Annotated in this window: 16 protein-coding genes; 4 read left to right on the forward strand and 12 right to left on the reverse strand. The window is 35.2% G+C overall.

Annotated features, from left to right (window positions below; all coding sequences use genetic code 11):
- Positions 1-380 precede the first annotated feature (380 nt).
- Complete coding sequence (locus tag DFQ11_RS07905; RefSeq protein WP_110475310.1) at positions 381-1,184, reverse strand: hypothetical protein; 804 nt, start codon at positions 1,182-1,184, stop codon at positions 381-383.
- A gap of 53 nt (positions 1,185-1,237) precedes the next feature.
- On the reverse strand, positions 1,238-2,098 hold the full coding sequence (locus DFQ11_RS07910) for a class I SAM-dependent methyltransferase (protein WP_110475311.1): 861 nt from the start codon (positions 2,096-2,098) through the stop codon (positions 1,238-1,240).
- 149 nt (positions 2,099-2,247) lie between these two features.
- Here DFQ11_RS07910 and DFQ11_RS07915 point away from each other — a divergent pair, with 149 nt between their 5' ends.
- Complete coding sequence (locus DFQ11_RS07915) at positions 2,248-3,246, forward strand: metal-dependent hydrolase (protein WP_110475312.1); 999 nt, start codon at positions 2,248-2,250, stop codon at positions 3,244-3,246.
- A gap of 29 nt (positions 3,247-3,275) precedes the next feature.
- On the opposite strand, the gene DFQ11_RS07920 is transcribed toward DFQ11_RS07915, so the two are convergent.
- Positions 3,276-4,136, reverse strand: coding sequence for a phospholipase A (locus DFQ11_RS07920; RefSeq protein WP_229791252.1), 861 nt, complete (start codon positions 4,134-4,136; stop codon positions 3,276-3,278).
- A 241-nt stretch (positions 4,137-4,377) separates the two neighbouring features.
- Here DFQ11_RS07920 and DFQ11_RS07925 point away from each other — a divergent pair, with 241 nt between their 5' ends.
- Positions 4,378-6,186 carry an SLC13 family permease gene (locus DFQ11_RS07925; protein WP_110475313.1) on the forward strand — a complete coding sequence of 603 codons (1,809 nt, stop codon included), beginning with the start codon at positions 4,378-4,380 and terminating at the stop codon, positions 6,184-6,186.
- 154 nt (positions 6,187-6,340) lie between these two features.
- Here DFQ11_RS07925 and DFQ11_RS07930 read toward each other — a convergent pair whose 3' ends face one another.
- From DFQ11_RS07930 to DFQ11_RS07960, 7 genes are all read right to left on the reverse strand, one after another.
- Entirely contained in the window at positions 6,341-6,778 is a 438-nt protein-coding gene (locus tag DFQ11_RS07930) for a heavy-metal-associated domain-containing protein (protein ID WP_110475314.1), read from the reverse strand.
- Between the two features lie 34 nt (positions 6,779-6,812).
- Positions 6,813-8,540: an efflux RND transporter periplasmic adaptor subunit gene (locus tag DFQ11_RS07935; RefSeq protein ID WP_110475315.1), complete on the reverse strand. Its 1,728-nt coding sequence runs from the start codon at positions 8,538-8,540 to the stop codon at positions 6,813-6,815.
- Between the two features lie 4 nt (positions 8,541-8,544).
- Complete coding sequence (locus tag DFQ11_RS07940) at positions 8,545-11,262, reverse strand: heavy metal translocating P-type ATPase (protein WP_110475316.1); 2,718 nt, start codon at positions 11,260-11,262, stop codon at positions 8,545-8,547.
- Positions 11,259-12,422 (reverse strand): TolC family protein, encoded by a 1,164-nt coding sequence (locus tag DFQ11_RS07945; protein ID WP_229791251.1) that lies wholly within the window; start codon positions 12,420-12,422, stop codon positions 11,259-11,261. Before DFQ11_RS07945 ends, DFQ11_RS07940 begins: the two co-directional genes overlap by 4 nt.
- 160 nt (positions 12,423-12,582) lie before the next feature.
- Entirely contained in the window at positions 12,583-12,951 is a 369-nt protein-coding gene (locus tag DFQ11_RS07950; RefSeq protein ID WP_110475317.1) for a four helix bundle protein, read from the reverse strand.
- Between the two features lie 94 nt (positions 12,952-13,045).
- The gene (locus tag DFQ11_RS07955; protein ID WP_110475318.1) at positions 13,046-16,783 is read right to left on the reverse strand and encodes an efflux RND transporter permease subunit; all 3,738 of its coding nucleotides are present in this window, start codon (positions 16,781-16,783) and stop codon (positions 13,046-13,048) included.
- Between the two features lie 107 nt (positions 16,784-16,890).
- On the reverse strand, positions 16,891-17,304 hold the full coding sequence (locus DFQ11_RS07960; protein ID WP_110475319.1) for an HYC_CC_PP family protein: 414 nt from the start codon (positions 17,302-17,304) through the stop codon (positions 16,891-16,893).
- A gap of 128 nt (positions 17,305-17,432) precedes the next feature.
- Between DFQ11_RS07960 and DFQ11_RS07965 the strand changes: the two genes are divergently transcribed.
- Together DFQ11_RS07965 and DFQ11_RS07970 are read left to right on the forward strand one after the other, a co-directional pair.
- The gene (locus DFQ11_RS07965) at positions 17,433-17,888 is read left to right on the forward strand and encodes a GNAT family N-acetyltransferase (protein ID WP_110475320.1); all 456 of its coding nucleotides are present in this window, start codon (positions 17,433-17,435) and stop codon (positions 17,886-17,888) included.
- Between the two features lie 326 nt (positions 17,889-18,214).
- Positions 18,215-19,123, forward strand: coding sequence for an endonuclease/exonuclease/phosphatase family protein (locus tag DFQ11_RS07970; protein WP_110475321.1), 909 nt, complete (start codon positions 18,215-18,217; stop codon positions 19,121-19,123).
- A gap of 70 nt (positions 19,124-19,193) precedes the next feature.
- Here DFQ11_RS07970 and DFQ11_RS07975 read toward each other — a convergent pair whose 3' ends face one another.
- The gene (locus tag DFQ11_RS07975) at positions 19,194-19,733 is read right to left on the reverse strand and encodes a hypothetical protein (protein ID WP_110475322.1); all 540 of its coding nucleotides are present in this window, start codon (positions 19,731-19,733) and stop codon (positions 19,194-19,196) included.
- A complete protein-coding gene (locus tag DFQ11_RS07980) occupies positions 19,726-20,241 on the reverse strand; it encodes a DUF421 domain-containing protein (RefSeq protein WP_110475540.1) in 516 nt (171 codons plus the stop codon). Before DFQ11_RS07980 ends, DFQ11_RS07975 begins: the two co-directional genes overlap by 8 nt.
- Between the last annotated feature and the right edge of the window lie 43 nt (positions 20,242-20,284).

Genomic DNA, 20,284 nt, shown 5'->3' on the forward strand with positions numbered 1-20,284 from the left:
AAAAAATTGATATTGATTCAAAATTTATGACAAATTGTTCCTTTCATCTTTCAAAACCACTATATCACTGTTTTTAAAATTCTTAATCTGTCGAAAAAATATGATCTTAGAGACAAATTAGTGGCAATACTGTTTGTGGTGAAGTATCTTTTTTCCTTCGATAAATTGTATTGGATTTAGACTTCTTACTATTAATTAGAAAAAAAACAATTATTAATAGTCACAAAGTTGGTGACCTACAGAAGTAGAATAATTAAGATTAACGAAGAGTAGTTCATCTAATCATCAATATCCACGCTTATTTATGGTAGATAAAGCATGTCATAGATCTAAGCAAACAAACCTTATTTAGATATGGTGTAATGATTTCGGATACGGACTTAACTTCTAATACTTTGATTATAGCTTTTAAACTTTTTTGCGGGATTCATAAAATACATAAAACATAGCATTGTAATAAAATAAACAATTGAAAATGCTGTGAATGTATTAACACCTCCGGTACTTGGAGATACTGATAATGCATTTAGAGAAATGTTTACCATAAACTGCAAAACCAATACGCATAATCCACTTTTGGAATGACCATATACTATGGTACACATACCTGCAATTCCCAGCATAAATATTCCTAAAGAGACTATTGGAATCCCAGGAAGCACTCCTTCCCCGCGAATGATAATGGGAATCCACCATAAAGTCCAAACAAAGCCTACAATTTGGCTAGCATAGAACGGTTTGGTGATTTTTGAGAGTTCTCGAATGCAATAGCTAACCCATACCACCTCTCCTAAAAAAGCCCAAACAAATAGAGCTACAATCCCTCTAAAGGTTAAAACTCCAAAATTCGTTTTTAAATATGCGGTGAGTTCTCCTCCCGAATAAATGCCTTTTAATAGTAGTGTTGTAACGCCAACACCAAATGCAAATACAAAACTAAAAATATACCATTTAGGATGAACCTTCCAATTAAGCATAGGTTTAAATATGTCTTTCACTCCAGCGAATCCTCTAGTATAAAAAACTAATATAATTAAGAATATGAGAAGAAATGTAAATCGGCCCGTATTATATAACGGTTTAGGAATTAATCCAATAGACCTGAAATATACAAAAAAGACGTTTAACACTGGACCTAGGGCAAGAAACACCCAAATTTCATATTTTCTAATAAACTCTTTCATAATATATATTGAAACCAATACTTTGATGAGAGTGCTTTTGGTCTCTTAAATTTTTAATTTTTAGCACCAACAAACGTCTGCATATCTGAAGCTTTATACCAAACTTTTTGGGAAAAATGCCAAATATCAAAACCAGCGTTTTTAAATAGCAAAGGGTAATTATGTGAAAACGAAGGTTCATGTCCATAAAGTTGAGTCTCCGGATGGGCATCAAAATCATGGTCAGCTCCATTAGGTTCTATTGCTATAAAAATAGTTTTACCTAAGCCATTAATCATATTAAATAGTTCCTGAAGTCGAGGCTGTAAAAAGTATTCTAATACACCTCTTGATGTAACAAAAACAGTATTTCCATGACCATTTTCTTTCACCCAATCAAAAGCATCAGCAGCTACAAACTCAAGTTTTTCATTATTTGAAAATCTGTCCTTATTTAATTCTATTTGATCCGGACTAAGATCGATACCCACGAAACGACTAATATTGGGGAACTCAGCACTGAGATAATTGAGAACATCTCCATTCCCAGTTCCGATTTCAACCAATGTATTAAATTCTACTGACGTCTCAGATAACTCTTTTTTAAGCAAATCAAATATAAATGTGCAATGTGGTATAAAATCGGTTTTAAAGGTATCCTCTAGATCTGAAAACAATTCAGTAGCTTTACTATTAACCCAAAAATTTCGATTTTGTTCAGCTATAGCGCTATAATCTTGTATTTTATCAAGCTTGTGCAAAAGGGAACTTCGCATTACTCTATCCGACAAACTCATATCTCTTTTAGGTTTATGGACTAGTGTAATTCTATTTTCTGATAGTTGGCGTGCTTTTTCTGGTTGAAGAAGAACGAGCATATTACCAACCGGCAAGACGAGAAAATTATATGCCAGTTTTTTCAATTTTTCACTCATAAAGATACTTTATACTAATGATTTTAAAATGATTAGGTTGTGTAATTTACTATTAAATTTTTAAAAATTCCATTAAATTCTTTCATTTTCTCATTTTAGAATAGAATCTATTGATTCATTATTAGCGAAACCTTACTTTTGAAAACAATATGGATTCACTTACTCAAATCGTTTTAGGAGCTGCCGTTGGCGAAGCTGTTTTAGGTAAAAAGGTTGGCAATAAAGCTATATTATATGGAGCTATTGCAGGCACTATTCCCGACTTAGATATTTTTGCCTCACATTTTACCGATACGGTTACGGCTTTAGCTATTCATCGTGGATTTACGCATTCCATTGTATTTTGCGTATTGTTTGCCCCCTTATTTGGTTGGCTCGTCTCACGGTTTGAATCTTATAAAGATTGGAAAGGATGGTCCTGGTTATTTTTTTGGGCATTGATAACACATCCTATATTAGATGCACATACCACATGGGGAACTCAGTTTTTTTGGCCTTTCGATTTAAGATTAGCCTTTAAAACTATTTTTGTTATTGATCCATTATACACACTTCCATTTTTAATTTGTCTGATTCTGACCATGTTTCAAAAAAGAACTTCGGAAAAACGTCGTTTTTACAATGGTCTTGGACTTACCATTAGTACGGCATATTTAGCTTTAACTTTTGTGCTAAAACACCTTGCACTAACACAATTTGAAGATGCCCTACTCGACCAAAATATTATTTACGAGCAAATAGATACCCGACCTGCTCCACTTAATACTATTCTTTGGAGTGCGAATGTAGATACTAAAGACGCTTATCTTTTAGGTTACTATTCATTTTTTGACACGCAACAAACTCGATTTGAAGCCTTTCCGAAAAACCATCAATTATTAGGTGACCTCATCGAAAATGAGAAAGTACAACGAATGATTTCAATTTCTGAAGGATGGCACACCATAATAAAGAAGGATGGTAAACTATATTATAACGATTTACGTTTTGGCCTGCTAAGTATGGAACCTCAATCACAAGAATTTGTTTTTCAATACCGCATAGATGTGGATGAAAATGGGAACGTGAACTTTGTAGAGCAAGAAAAATCGAAACGGGATGGTAAAAAACTGATAAGTGATTTGTGGAATCGCTTAAAAGGAATTTAATCACCAAAAGTTATCTGCTCATTGCATCATTATTTTTTCCCCTTAAACCATCTAAATTCATTAGTTCTTATAACATAACCAATGCGTATCATACTTTTTGATTCTTGATAATTAAGTAAACCTTCAGCTTGACCAACAAACCATTCAAACATCACATATTGGTTAGAGATATTATTATCAAACGGATTAAAATAAATACGAGTTCTAATTGAGCCTTTGCCATCAAAATTGAGTCCTTTCCTAACTCTTAAATCAAAAACAAGCTTATCTTGTTTAAATATATGTGACATATTAACTTGGCCTAATCCAACATATTCCAAGAGATCTGGATTTCCTTCTTTATAACCGAATGGTAACCACACCTTAAAACTTGCGGTTGTTCTTTTAAAAATATTAGTGGTATATTCTAAACTAAAGCGATTCCAACTCCTTGAAGCTATACTATCTCTTCCGTTAGATTCGTGTTCAAAGGAGACGGTTGCCAATCCACTTAAGCGATCCTCTTTATCGTAAATGGCTTTCCCTATTGCTATGGATGGATTGAAATTAATATCACTAAAAGGTAAAGATTCTTTGTAAATGTTCCAGAATGACTTTTGCGTGTACGTCATGAATAAATAGGTGTCTAAAGGAAGTCTACTTCTTGTAAGTATCTGCTTAAAACTTATCTGATATTTAGCATTGGCCGTGGAGCTATTAATGGCTGTATTTGCTGGAACTCCTGTTATAAAATAATTATCCTTATGTATAGAAAAATAGGGCATTTGAGCCATAGAATCCTGTAATTGTTCGCGCGTATAAGCTTGTGAATACAACGAATTATAGGAGAAAAAACCTAAAAACATGAGTAGTGTAGTGAATTTAAATGTGCTCATTTTAAAATCTTTCATAATGGCTGGTCTATAAAATTATAAAATGCAAAAATGATAAAACATTTTTAATACAACAGACCCGAACACTATTTAAATAAGCTTCAGCCATTGTATACGTGTTCATAAAGAATATCAAAAGGCTCGCAATTCGAAATATCAATTTATCAGAGTTAAAACAATATTATAATAAGTTAATACATCAGTCATTATTCCGTAAATTGAGGTAAGATTTCAGGATTAACCCAATACTATTGCAAATATGGAACTCTCTATTCTTTTAGTTTTTATAATTATTGGTATTAGTATTGTTCTGTTTATAACTGAGTTATTTCCTATTGATAAGATTGCCTTCTTCATTATTGTTGCTCTTGTTTTATTACAATTAACATCTCCTGAAGAGGCTATTAGTGGCTTCGCTAATCCGGCTACCATAACTATTCTTGCCTTAATGATATTAGCTGTTGGATTAGAAGAAAATGGAGTCATTCAACTGCTTTCCGATAATGTGAAAAAACTAAAGACATTACCACTTATATTAATCACACCAGCTTTCATGTTAATTTCAGCAAGTATTTCAGCTTTTATTAGCACCACAGCTGTTGTGATCATATTCATTAAAATTGTTACCCAGTTATCCGAAAAATATAACTTTTCTTCTTCTCGCTTATTAATGCCGATTTCATTTGCGGGTATTTTAGGTGGAAGCTGTACATTGATGGGTACATCTACCAACCTTATTGTGAACGCGGTTGCGAAAAATCATGGTGTTGAATCGTTTAGCTTTTTTGAGTTTACGAAGTATGGAATCATATTCTTTATTATAGGATTGGTGATTATGACCATTGCCACACGCTTTTTACCGACCAGTAAACATAGCGACTTAAGAAAATCTTATGATATAGAATCTTATGTTTTTTCCATTAAAGTATCTGAAGATTCACCCTTAATTGGAAAAACATTCGGTTCCATTGATATTTTTGATAACGAAGAAGTGAAGTTATTGAAACTCATAAGAGCTAAACAAGTCATTAACGATCCTGGAAAGTATATTAAATTAATGGCTCATGACGACTTGATTTTGATGAGTAACTTGGAAAATTTTCAATCATTAATGAAGAAAAACGGTCTTATTCTAAATGAAAAACGAAAAAGACAAAAAGATATTGAAGACGAGAGCACCGATGAATTAAAAAGGGAGTTAACCTATGTTGAAATTCTTATTCTTCCTGGATCCAACCTCATTGGCAAAACACTTAAGGTATTACGTCGAATTTCATTTCGAGGAGCCTATCCCATAGCCATAAAAAAACGAAGAAACCTAAGAAACACTAAAGAACGTTTACTTCGAAAGAACATCAAGGACATCAATCTTAAACCTGGAGATCGTGTTCTGCTAGAAATTGAAGAACATAAAATTTCCAATTTATATGATATGGAAAATATCGCCATATTAAACGAACATGAGTTTAAACCTGTTGCTTCTAATAAAAAACGAATCTTAGCACTCTTAATTTTATTAGGAGTCATAGGTCTTGCTGCCAGTGGAACTTTAAGTATTTTGGCCGCCTCAATTGCCGGTGTTGGTGCCATGTTACTTGCTAATATTATTCAGCTTGAAAGTGTTTACCAAAAAGTAAATTGGCAGATTATTTTTCTATTGGCAGGTATGATTCCTTTAGGGGTTGCCATGACAAATAGTGGTGCCGATGTATGGCTTTCTAAAAACTTACTTGCCTTAGTTAGCGACCAAGCACCCATTATCGTTTTAGGATTATTATTTGGTACCACTATGCTCTTATCTGGTGTGATTTCTAATAATGCAACCGCTATTATTATGACCCCTATTTCTATCGCTGTTGCAAGCGGTTTAGGATTAGATATTAAACCGTTCTTATTAGCTGTCATGTTTGGTGCAAATTTTAGCTTTTTCACTCCAGTAGGCTATCAAACTAACGCGTTGATTTATGGAACAGGCATCTATAAATTCAAACACTTTCTGATAATTGGTGGTATTCTATCACTTACATTATGGATTGCCGGAACATTTCTACTATCAATGGGTTTGTAAAACGTACAAATTAAGTTCTTCAACATCTCGTTGGATGATGTACTTACTAAACCTTATAATTCCAAATCATTTACAAAACCATCTTTCGAAATATCAAACAAAAAAAAGAGCCCTTTAGAAGGACTCTTTTTTCTATTACCGAATGAACATTTAATTAATGTACTTCAGCTTTTACTTCACCTGACTGATTCATTTGCATGTTATGGTCGTATTTGCAACATCCAGGTAAATTTTCGTATGCAGCTAAGTCACCTGCTACTTTTTCAGTATCGTATCCTGAAGCAGCAATAGCTTTATGAATAGACATCACATCTGTTTTAGTCTCATCAAAAGAAACCTCAACTTTCTTTTTGTCTACATCCCAATTCGCTTCCGCAACACCTTCTACGCTGTTTGCAGCTTTTTCAATGGTTGTTTTACACATCCCACAGTTTCCTCTTACTCCAAAAGACATCTCTGCCAAAGCGATTTCCTTTGACACTTCAGAACTTACTTCCGTTACTGTTGTTTCTACTTCTTTTTTGGCCTCATCTTTACAACTTGTTAAGCCCATTGCAGCTACTACCGCTACACTTAAAATTACTCTTTTCATGTTTAAATATTTAATTATTAATAATTGGTTCTACTTATTCTATAACTTGTTTCACTTCTCCACATCGCAACATAGCGTCGCCAAAATACGGATTTAAAACTTTTTCTTCCTTACTCAACCAGTAAGCGCCTGTATCATTATCTACCATTGGGCAATATTGATGATACATCTTTTCATTTATACCGAATACTTCAATAGCATTGGTTAAATGTGTTGAAAGGCTTTTGAAACGTCGCCTTTGATCTACTAAATCACTTGTATTTGAAATGGATGTCGCAGAATCTTTTATTTCTTTTTCTAAAACCATCCAATGCTCATGTGCATCCTTATCTTTTACCAATTTCATATCTACTTTTGATAAATGGCTTAATAACTTTTTAGCTTCCTCTGCACTGTTATTGGCATCATCTTTTACCAAGGCATCTTTTAGTTGAATATAACCGTTAAAAACTGCTTTTAATTGGTTCTGAAAGTCTTTTGAAACCGTAACTCTTTCATTTAAATTGAAGTGCGCTTCTTTGGATTCATTTTTATCTGATTTATGATTCATCATAGACTTTTTACCTTGTAATTGAGCTGCCGCATCAACGGTAAATGTTCCATTGGTTACAATTTCATCGCCATTTTCTAATCCGTCTACAACCTGATAATTTTCACCCATTTTAGAACCTAAGGTAATTTCACGCATTTCGAAAACAGTTTCGTTGGGATCCGGTTTTAAATACACCAACGAACGCTCTCCAGTCCATAACACAGCCGTCGACGGAATAGTCAGCACTTCTTTCGTGTTTGAAGCAACGCCTTTTATTTTACCCGAAACAAACATGCCTGGCTTAAACAAATTATCCTTATTACTCAACACCACTCTTAAAGTTACCGTACGTGTTTTCGTATTTAAAGTTGGATCTATAAAATCTACTTTTCCTGTGAATTCTTTATTAGGATACGCGTTTGTTACGACAGAAACCTCTTGACCTTTCTTTAGTACTTCAATTTGATTTTCATAAACATCAAAATTCGCCCAAACAGTAGACAGATTAGCGATTTTAAGCAATGGCTGACCTTGCTTTACATAATCCCCTTGCTCGATGAGTTTTTCAGTCACCGTTCCTGAAACCGTAGCATAAATAGGCACATTTTCTTGCACTTTTCCTGAAGATTCTATCTGACTGATTTGATTCTCTGAAAGCTTCCAAAGTTTTAGTTTATTACGAACCGCTTTATACAAAGCAGGTTGTGATTCTTTTAAAGAGGAAGCAGTAAGCAACTCTTGTTGTGCTGCGTACAATTCTGGAGAATATATTGTAGCCAACAACTGACCTCTACGCACCTCTTCTCCTGTGAAACTCACATTCAATCGTTCTATACGTCCTGAAAAATAACTCACTTGCACAGCGTTAGCTTCTTCATTTTCTACAATTTTTCCAGATAATTTAATGGCATTATCTTCAGCTTTACCACTACCAACAACAGCTGTTTGCACATTAGCCAAAGCCATAGCATTTTCTGTTAGTTTAAATTGATCGGCAGCCAAGCCATCTGCTCCTGCTTCGGCAGGAATTAAATCCATTCCACAAATAGGACAATCGCCAGGTTCTGGCTGCATAATTTGTGGATCCATAGAACAAGTCCACATTTGATTTGATTCTGCAACAGCATCGTGGTTATGCTCGTTTTCTGTGTTGGTTGAACCGCCAAACAAGAACCATCCTAAAAGAAGGCCAACGGCTAAAATTCCAATATAAATTATATATTTTTTCATGGTTTTAAATTTTAATAGTTCTTAATCTTAAAGCATTAGCAATTACCGAAACCGAGCTAAAACTCATGGCTAAAGCTGCAATCATTGGGGATAATAACAATCCGAAAACAGGAAATAAAACACCTGCAGCAACGGGCACACCTAAAGTGTTATAAATTAGCGCGAAAAATAAGTTTTGTTTGATGTTTTTCATCACACCGTGACTTAAATTCTTCGCTTTTACAATGCCATTTAAATCACCTTTTACAAGCGTAATCTCTGCACTTTCTATAGCGACATCAGTCCCCGTTCCCATAGCAATTCCGACATCACTTTTCGCCAATGCAGGCGCATCGTTAATCCCGTCACCTGCCATAGCAACTACTTTTCCTTCGTTCTGTAATTTCTCTACCACCTTCAACTTGTCTTCCGGTAACATACTGGCTTTAAAATCGGCAAGATGTAATTCAGAAGCAACGGCTTGAGCGGTATCATGATTATCACCTGTAAGCATAATCACAGCAATACCTTTATCTTGAAGTTCTTTAATTGCCTTCGCACTAGTTGCTTTAATTTTATCGCCAATAACCACATAACCAACAACCATTTTGTCTACGGCTAAATAAGACACGGTCTTTCCTTGTTTTTGATAGGTTTTAGCTTCAGCCTCCATTTCAGACGAGATGATAGCGTTCGCATACTTCATCATTTCTGGGTTTCCTAAAGCTGTGGTTTTACCATTCACTTTACCTTCAACACCTTTACCAGTAACCGCACTAAAAGCCTCTGATTTTAATACTTCCGTTTTCTTTTCCTTTCCGAATTTTACCGTAGCTTCAGCTAAAGGGTGTTCAGAATTACTATTTAAAGACACTATATATTGAAGCACTTGCTCTTCGGTATAATCGGTCCCAAAAGCACCAACTTTTTCAACGGTTGGTCGTCCTTCTGTTATCGTTCCAGTTTTATCAATAATAAGGGTATCTACTTTATCCAATTTCTCTAAAGCTTCCGCATTTTTAATCAGCACGCCATTTTGAGCACCCTTTCCAACACCAACCATAACAGACATGGGCGTTGCTAATCCCAAAGCGCAAGGACAAGCAATAATTAACACCGCAATGGCATTAACAAAGGCATAAACATAAACAGGTTCTGGTCCCCAAATAGCCCAAACCCCAAAGGTTATTAGAGAAATCAGGACTACGGCAGGCACAAAATAACCCGATACTCTATCCGCTAGATTCTGAATTGGCGCACGACTTCTACTCGCATCATTGACCATATGAATAATTTGAGACAGTAAGGTGTCGCTACCTACTTTTTCAGCTTTCATAAGAAATACCTGATTCCCATTTATAGTTCCACTACTCACCTTATCACCTTCCGCTTTATTTACAGGAATTGGCTCTCCAGAAATCATTGATTCATCAACGGTAGTTTCACCTTCAGTTATAGAACCATCTACAGGAATTTTATCTCCTGGTTTTACTTTAAGAATATCGCCCAATTCTATCTTATCGATACTCACCTCAACATCTTCACCATCAACAACTTTGGTTGCCTTATTAGGTGCTAGTTTTAACAACTCTTTTACTGCCGAATTGGTTTTACTATGGGCACGAGCTTCCAAAAGCTGACCTAAAAGCACCAAGGTTAATATAACCGTTGCCGCTTCAAAATACACGTGAACAGCTCCTGATTCTGATACAAATTGCTCCGGAAAAATTCCAGGAAACAACATGCCAAATACACTAAACAGCCACGCAGCTCCTGCTCCAATTCCAATCAGTGTAAACATGTTTAGATTCCATGTTTTGATACTTCTATAAGCACGTTCAAAGAACATCCATGTGGCGTAAAACACCACTGGAATAGATAATGCAAACTGAATCCAGTTCCAGTTTTGTTGCTCCATAATATCGTACAGCGGATTATTTGGAACCATCTCACTCATAGCTATAATGAAAATTGGTAGTGTGAATGCCAAGGCAATCCAAAACTTTTTCAGCAGCTTATTATAGGTCTTTTCTTCAGAAGACAAATCGGCTTGCATGAGCACTAAATCCATTCCGCAAATAGGACAAGCTCCTGCTTCGTCTTCAACTATTTCAGGATGCATTGGGCAGGTCCATTGTTCGGAATTGATTGCTGACAAGTTTTGTTCTTCCACCAAATCCATTCCACATACCGGACAATCGCCAGGCTTGTCATAGGTTTTATCACCTTCACAATGCATCGGACAATAAAATGTACCGGTTCCTTCTCCCTTTGGTTTTGCCGCTTTTTCTTCGTGCTTAGGTTGTTCTCCTGGATGGTGAATACTATAACTCCCGCCATCTTTTTTTAAGGCCTCTTGAAAAGTTTCTAAAGGAATATGAGATGCCATTTCAATAAGCGCTTCCTTCTTTTCTAAATTCACCGTTGCTTTTAAAACACCTTCCACTTCGGAAAGCGTTTTTTCAACGTGACTCCGGCAACCATTGCAGGTCATTCCGTGTATATGATACGTATGTAGCATAGCGCCTTCATTTAGCTTGTGAATGGAATAGGTGTCTCCTTCCTTTTTTAAAGCCTCTTGAAAAGTCTCCAAAGGAATATGAGATGCCATTTCAATAACAGCTTCCTTTTTTTCTAAATTCACCGTTGCTTTTGAAACACCTTCCACTTCGGAAAGCGTTTTTTCAACGTGACTCCGGCAACCATTGCAGGTCATTCCGTGTATATGATATGTGTGTTTCATTGTGTCAAATAGTTTATTAAAGTGGATTGCACAAAATAGTTTTTTACGGATTCCACTTGATTCATTTGAAACCTCAATTGCAATTCTTGAATGTCTAAAACATCATTAAAATCAATTGTTCCTGTTTCGTAATTTTTAATTAGAATTTCTTCTGCATCTTCTGCGCGTTTTAAGTTTTGAACTTGCGTATCAAAAGAAATTCGCGATTGATTACGTTGAGAAATGGCTTTCGCTAATTCGGACTTCAACATATTCAATCGTTCAGCTTTTTGCGATTGAATTTCTTGTTTTCGCAAATCGTTTTGAATGGTCTGCGATTTATACTTTTTATTAAAGATAGGAATTGATACTGAAACCATTGGCATGACCATATCCTTATAAGAACTGGTAATCATCGGACTGTTTTCTTGATTGATATATTCCACTCCAAAACCAATCATTGGTCCTCCCTCTTTTTTATTCAGTAATTCTGACTGATTTACCGATTCATACAACTTGTCGTATTTAAGTAATTCCGGATTAACCTGTAAGCTATCATAGCTATAATAGCTATCGTCTTGCGGAATTTCTAAAGTAGACAGCACAGACACCTTGCTATCATAATCGCGATTCAGTAAACTATTTAAAGCTGCTTGTAAGCCTTCGGATTTCTGAGTCAACACTTCTTTTTGTTCTTGTAACTCGTTTTGTCTAATCTGAAGTTTTAAAACATCTACTGCCGATGCCTTGCCGACTTCTAAAGAGGTTAATGCAATCTGCTCATAGGATTGCAAAAGGCTAATATTCTTTTCTAAAACCTTTTGCTTGGCGTCAATTTCATAAAGCTGATAATACAATTGCGAAACTGAAAGCGCTAACTTTCGTTTCGCTATAGTTATTTCTATGTACTGCACATCGGCCATAGAAGAGGCATAATTTTCTCTTGCGTTAATGGTTCCAAACCAAGGCAACATTTGCATTACCGATACTCTAAAACGTTCCATTGGCATGTTCATTTCTGGTGATACCGCCATGAAACCGAAATTAAATTCTGTATTTGGAATACTATTGACTTCGTTAACTTTCTCTGAAGCAATTTTATGCTGAAAATCGAATTTTTGAATTTCAGGATTGTTTTCTAGTGCTTCGTTAATTAACACGCCTAATTCTTGACCTTTCATAGAGTGAAAAGTGAAAAGTAAAAAACATATTAATAGCAAAATTCGAGGCTGGAAGCTAGAAACTGGAAGCTGGAAGCTACGTACTAAATTTTGGGTCTTGGAAATTAAAAACGAACTAGTAGACATGCTAATTGCTTTCCTTATTTTAATATTTGATTTTTTATTTCTCATAATTTCTCCAATTTTGATGAAGCTTCGTTAACATTTTACCTACTCTATCGTTTCTTTCTGTAAGCTCTTTATATTTTTCTGTAGACAAATAACCACAGGAGTGAGCGTAATTCAACCAATCTTCAGTTTCAGAATTGGAACCTAATGAGTGAATTAAGTGTTGCTTAAAAACAGAATCATAACTCCTCTTAGCCCAACCTTCACTAATGTTTGCACTTACAGAACGAGAAGAACGAACAAGTTGAGAAGTCAAGGAATACACCTCTTCTTTCGGAAATTTTCGGGTTTCCCAAAAAATATCCATGGCCAAATCGAAAGCTAACTTATGAACTTCTAAATCTTTATAAGACTTTATCATATTTCTAAATCTTTTCTAAATTCTAATTTATAATACACCAAATTCCAGCATCCAACGTCGAGCTTCGGGCTTCGAACATCTAATTTTTCACTAATCACTTTTCGTTTTTCACTTTCATCTCCGCTCTCCAACTATACAACACAGGTACAACAAACAGAGTTATTAGCGCGATAAGCATTCCACCGAAACTTGGAATAGCCATTGGGATCATAATATCACTTCCACGCCCTGTTGAGGTTAATACTGGTAGTAATGCCAAAATGGTTGTAGCTGTTGTCATTAAACATGGTCTGATACGTTTTTCTCCTGCTTCTACAATCGATGCTCTAATTTCTTTCTTGGTATCAGGTGAATTTCTATCGAAAGTTTGCGTTAAATACGTTGCCATAACCACACCATCATCGGTAGCAATTCCGAAAAGTGCAATAAACCCAACCCAAACAGCCACACTTAAATTAATGGCGTGCATTTGAAATAAATCTCGCAGGTTTTCACCAAAGAAATTGAAGTTTAAAAACCAGTCTTGACCATAAAGCCAAATCATAATAAATCCGCCACCAAATGCCACAGCAATTCCCGTAAACACCATTAATGAGGTGGTTACCGAACGGAATTGGAAGTACAGAATTAAAAATATAATGGCTAAAGCTAAAGGAACCACAACCGATAGTGTTTTTTCTGCACGCAGCTGATTTTCATAAGTTCCAGTAAACTCATAACTAATTCCTTTTGGAACGATTAACTTTCCGGATTTAATATGCTCTTGAATCAACGCTTGCGCACTTTCAACCACATTAACTTCAGCGAAACCTTCTAATTTGTCAAACAATACATAACCAACTAAGAAGGTGTCTTCACTTTTAATTACTTGCGGACCTTGCTCATAACGAATACTCGCTAATTCACTTAAAGGCACTGGATTTCCTTTTTCAACAGGAATATAAATTTGCTCTAAATCGGAAGGATTTCCTCGTAATTCTCTTGGGTAACGTACACGAACTCCGTAACGCTCTCTACCTTCGACCGTTTGGGTAAGCGATATACCACCAACAGCGACTTTTAAAACCTCCTGCACATCGGCAATGGAAATTCCGTAACGCGCAATTTTCTCTCTATCAATATCAATCAACAAATACGGTTTACCAACAATCCTATCGGCAAAAACAGCTTCTTGTTTTACACCTTCGGCATGTTTAAGAATATCTTCTAATTGCACTCCAAAAGCTTCAATCTGTTTTAAATCTTGACCTTTTACTTTTATTCCCATTGGTGCTCGCATTCCTGTTTGAAGCATTACCAATCGGGTTTCAATAGGTTGCAATCTAGGTGCAGACGTTACTCCTGGTAATTTAGTTACTCTTACAATTTCATCCCAAATATCATCAGGTGATTTTATTTCTGGTCGCCAATTGCGGAAGAATTCACCATCCTTATCTGGAATGAGTTGCGCGTTCGTGATTTTGGTTGAGGTGAAATTGATTACCGATTTGTTGATGGTTTCATTTGAACTTTCAACTAAATTTTCATTATAAACCAATCGTCCATCTTTCAATTCAAACAATCCATCATCATTCACTTTATAACGCTGACGTTCGCTATCTTCATTCAGCATATATTCTGGCTTATACTGAATAATATTCTCGTACATAGATAGTGGCGCTGGATCTAAAGCAGACTCTGTTCTACCGGCTTTTCCAACCACCGTTTCGATTTCTGGAATACTAGCAACTGCCATGTCTAATTGTTGTAGAACACGTTTGTTTTCTTCCACTCCAGAATGCGGCATGGATGTCGGCATTAGTAAAAAGGAACCTTCATTTAATGATGGCATAAACTCTTTACCTGTGTTTTTCATAATGAAGAATCCTGCCACAATAATTGCGGTTGGAACAGATAAAAACAATGCTTTATTATCTAAACACCATCTCAAAATCCGAGTATAGAATTTAATGAATAGTGAAAATGCACCTAATAGTCCGAAGCAAATGACTCCAACAAAAATCAGGTTCCAGAAGATGCTTTTATCGACACCTAACGGTCTCCAGTATTCCGCTAAAAGAAAGACGATAGCGGATGCTGAAATAATAATATTAATCAGGTTTGCTCGTTTTGCATCAACAATATCTTGAAGTTTTAAAATACCCGTAACTCCAAATGCTATTAAAACAATTCCCAACCAATAGCCGTAGAAAAGCCCAGCTATTCCCGCGAGGATTAAAGCTGTGTTTAAAATATAGCTGAAACTCTTTTTAATACTTTTTCTTCTGAATAAAAATGCTGCAAACGGCGGAATTAAGAATAAAGCCACAAGTATGGAAGCCGCTAAAGCAAAAGTCTTTGTAAATGCTAATGGTCGGAATAATTTTCCTTCGGCACCAATCATCGTAAATACAGGAATGAAACTAATAATAGTGGTCATTACTGCGGTTACGATAGCTCCAGAAACTTCTGCTGTGGCATTATAAACGACAGTATTTATAGACTCTTTACCGTCATCATCATCTAGATGTCGAATAATGTTTTCGGATAATATCACCCCCACATCAACCATAGTACCAATAGCAATGGCAATACCTGATAAAGCAACAATATTGGCGTCGACATTAAAGAGTTTCATGGCTATAAATACCATGAGCACCGCAACAGGTAGCAGTCCGGAAATTAAAATGGAAGCACGCAGATTGAACACCATGATGATAATCACCAAAATGGTAATTAAAATCTCCAAGGTTAGCGCTTCGTTTAAGGTTCCTAAAGTTTCTTGAATCAGCTCGGAGCGATCATAAAAAGGAACAACGGTTAGCTGAGACGTTCTGCCGTCGGCTAAAACTTTAGAAGGTAACCCTGTACTTAATTCACTAATTTTTTCTTTAACGTTATTAATGACCTCCATTGGGTTGGCTCCATAACGTGCCACTACAACACCACCAACGACCTCAGCACCTTCTTTATCTAAGATCCCTCTTCGTGCTTCAGGACCTAAAGCTACTTTAGCAATATCTTTAATTCGAATAGATTTGTAATCTTCCGAAGTCACCACAGCATTTTCAATATCTGATACAGACTTTACATAGCCTAAACCACGGACTAAATATTCGGCTTGATTAATTTCTAAAGTTTGAGCTCCAATATCTTTATTACTATCCTTGACTGCTATTACCACTTGGTTTAAACCAATATTGTATTGACGCATCAATTCGGGGTTCACATCAATTTGATATTCCTGGACGTAACCACCAATAGACGCTACTTCAGAAACACCACTTGCAGATGACAAGGCATATTTTACATAGTAATCTTGAATGCTTCTCAGTTCGTGTAGATCCCAACCACCAGTTACATTTCCATTTTCGTCACGACCTTCTAAGGTATACCAATAGATTTGTCCTAAACCGGTTGCATCTGGACCTAATGTTGGCATAACACCGTCTGGCAGCAATCCGCTAGGTAGGGAATTCAGTTTTTCTAAAATCCGACTACGACTCCAATAGAATTCTACATCCTCTTCAAAAATAATATAGATGCTAGAAAACCCAAACATAGACGAGCTACGAATGGTTTTTACCCCTGGAATTCCAAGCAAGGTTGTAGTTAAAGGATAGGTAATTTGGTCCTCGATATCTTGAGGTGAAATACCATCCCATTTGGTGAATACAATTTGTTGGTTTTCACCAATATCCGGAATAGCATCTACGGCTACAGGATTGCTTGGTAAAAATCCAGTATCCCAATTAAAAGGTGCGTTTACTGTTCCCCAACCTATAAAAAGGACAAGTAATAAAACGGCTACGAGTTTATTCTCTATTAGAAATTTAATGCTTTTATTCAGCATGAGTTTTGATAATTAAACAGTTAGACATTGGCGTATAGAAAACACCGAATACAAGAAATCATCCTAATGAATTGAATCACTGGATAACACAGTCTATTGTTTAAAAATCAAATTAAGTAAGTCTCGTCAAGTTTGAAGATCTCTTTGGCGACGAGGGGTGGTTTATAGGCCTCGAAAGACGTTTTCTTTTTATCAACACTTTCAAAAAGGTTGATATAGCTGTATACAAATGAAGCTATAAAAACTTGTTGCTCAAGCGTGATTTGCTCCGCATGAAGTTGTAATTCATCTTGACCGTCTACAACAACCTGCTCATCACTACAACAGTTCTTTTTAGTAACAGAACAACCTTCCGTTAACGGGTTCTCCATGTCCATACCACAAGTTTTCACTTGTTGAAAAATGGCTGTATCCATTAATGTATCTCCACAAAAATGCATATCAATAGTAAATGACATTGTAGAGAATAACACTACAATCGCCATCGACAAAGACACTATTTTATGGATTAGTTGTTTCATATAAGTAACAAAGATAGGGAATTTTAATATTACTTGATTTTGTTTAACAGTTATTTAGATAGAAATGGCATCTCTATAAATATAGAGAATATGTATCTTGCAGAAGTATAATTAGGTATATAACACATATGATTAAAAAACTTCAAAACTCCAATATTGAAATATCTCAAAATATACTTAAGGTGTTTCGTGCATCTTACGCCATCGAAGCTAAATTGTTAAATGCCTCTGATTTCCCTCCTTTAAATCGACCTCTAGAAAATTACATCAATAGCAAAACTCAATTTTTTGGATATTATAAAAATCAAAGATTAGCAGGCGTTGTTGAAATTGATAATAACCAAGACTATACCTTAATAAGAAGTTTAGTTGTGGATCCGATTTTTTTCAGGCAAGGTATAGCAAGTGCTCTTATTGAATTTGTTTTTAAAACTTTTGAATCAGACTTATTTATCGTTGAAACTGGAGTTGATAATGGACCTGCTATAAAACTTTATAAGAATTTCGGTTTTACAGAAGTGATGCAATGGGATACAGAATTTGGCATTCGAAAAGTTAAGTTTGAATTACGGTCGAAAACATAATAGTCAAACTGATCTGAAACTATTTGGCCGCCATAATTTTTTCATAGAATTATGTTCGAAATTCAACCAATAATTCCGATAATTACATTTTAAAGAATATACCAAAAGGCATTATGCCCATTTCAGTATCATAGCTAGACTAAGTTTTGAAAAGAATAACATCCATTTTAACAACAATACTGATTTCGTTTCCATTTTCCATTTGGTTACTTCTTATTCTTACGGAATCTTTTATAGTACGATTTCATCAGGCTTTCGCGTTAATTGTTGCAATAATTCCATTCGTATCCGTAATTATTTTTGGATTTTACTTGCTGCGAATTCTTATGAAGCGATCAAAGAAAAATGTAATCCTATTTTCCCTTGTTCTCATTATTTGTGCCTTTAAATATACAAATCATTGGATTTCTTCTGGAGCTACACCTAGCGAAACTGCTATTGATCTTAAAGTCATGACTTGGAACCTCCAACGGTTAGGAGTTCTAGACAATCCGAAGGCGTCAACTTCCAATATTGAAAAGTTAATTAGCAATATTGATTCTAATAAAACTGATGTTCTTATACTTCAAGAGATCAGTAAGAAGCAAATTGAACAACTTGGTCAAAACCTTAACCTGTCTCCTGAAAACTATCAATGGACAAGCTATTATAAAGGTGCGTATGGTGGTTTAGCAGTATTACTTTTAAATAATTCCTCTTGGACTTTGATTAATAAGCAGATTACAAACCTTCCTCCGTCTTGGAAATGTATTTTTACAGAAATGCAGCACGAATCTGGGCAAACTATTAATGTGATGGGAGTTCATATCGCTCCACCAAAAGTGACCGATTTACATATGGAAATTGCTGTTAAAAAATTGTTTCATGGTGATATAGCACCTTTTAAAGAAGTGTTACAGCGATATGTTCTACAAGCTAAGAAACAGAATAAGCAAATTGATAAAATAAACAAGCTCGTCAGTAGTTTTAAAGATCCTACGATTATTGCAGGTGACTTCAACTCCACTAATCAGTTACCTATTCACGTTACGCTTAGAAAATCACTATCTGATGCATGGTTAGAAGGCGGAAATGGCGCTGGAGCTACAAGATATTGGGCCGGAGTTTTACCATTTCGAATCGATTATATTTATACAACACATCAATTTAAGGTCTCCAATACCTATTTAGGTAAGGCTGATTTTTCAGACCACAATCCTGTAATTTCTGAGGTTTTTATTGATCCGCAAAACTAATACTATCTAGTTTATTCACTCTTACAGTATTCTAAATAAATATGATTTCAACCATTAGACTAAAAACATCCTAGTCGATTTTTTCTTCAGAGTCCTCTTTTGAAATCATTGGGTGATCTTCTCCTAATCCAATAATAACTATTAAATTAGTCACTGCATTATATAGCATAAGCATAACAGTAATCATCATTCCGCTAATAATAGAAGTAAATCCTAATGTGGCCCAATAAATAATACTAAACCATGTGGTTGGAACATTTTCTGATTCGGCAATAGGTAAGTTAAAAAACTGAAATAAAATTAGCGCTGATATAAATAGAATGACATCGAACTTGGCTATAACGGATACTTGTTGGTAATGTTTTCTCTTGATTTTATTTTGAGATCCGTGACTAACACTTAAAAGCGTTAATAACAACGCTAGAATTGTTGCAGAGGCTAATACAATCGTATTACACAACATATTTAGACCATCAAGGGAAACTTTCATTAAATGCTTGGCTTCATAACCTGAAATATTACCTAATAGAAAAATTCCTAATCCTGTAAAAAGAGTAGCAATTAATCCTCCATAAATTGCATTTTTATTATTTTTTAAAAGCTCAATCATATCCTTCTATATCTACGTCTTTTAATAGTTGGTCCGCCACATCCTTATTTTCACTATTATGAATTACGGACACATCACCCGTGCTTTCAAAAATTACAGCTTTCACCTCACCAAAATCATGCACATTAGCTTCGCGTAATTTCGCCAAAAGATCATCTTCTCCCACATTGCATTTCTGTAATTTCTTGTATAGAATTTGACCCTTCCACATTATTAACTGCGGCTTATTTGTAAACCAATTTTTAAAAATTGCACTACGTCTCACTAAAAAAGAAAATAAGGTCTGAAAAACAATTATCGTCAATAATGTTAAGCCTCCTTTATAAAGCGAGTAACTACTATTTAATATAATGGATGCTAAAACAGAACCTATAGCAATAGTGGATGCAAAATCGAAACTAGACATTTTTGCAAATGTTCGTAATCCAAAAACCCTAGTTAAAATAATTATGATGGAAAAAATTCCAAATACTGAAGAAATTAACCATAAGGATTCTGTGAGTGTCATATCTAAGTTTTGATTTATTAAAAGTATAAAAGCAGAATCCATT

Origin of the sequence: Winogradskyella epiphytica, from assembly GCF_003217215.1 — a bacterium.
GTDB classification, from domain to species: Bacteria; Bacteroidota; Bacteroidia; order Flavobacteriales; family Flavobacteriaceae; genus Winogradskyella; species Winogradskyella epiphytica.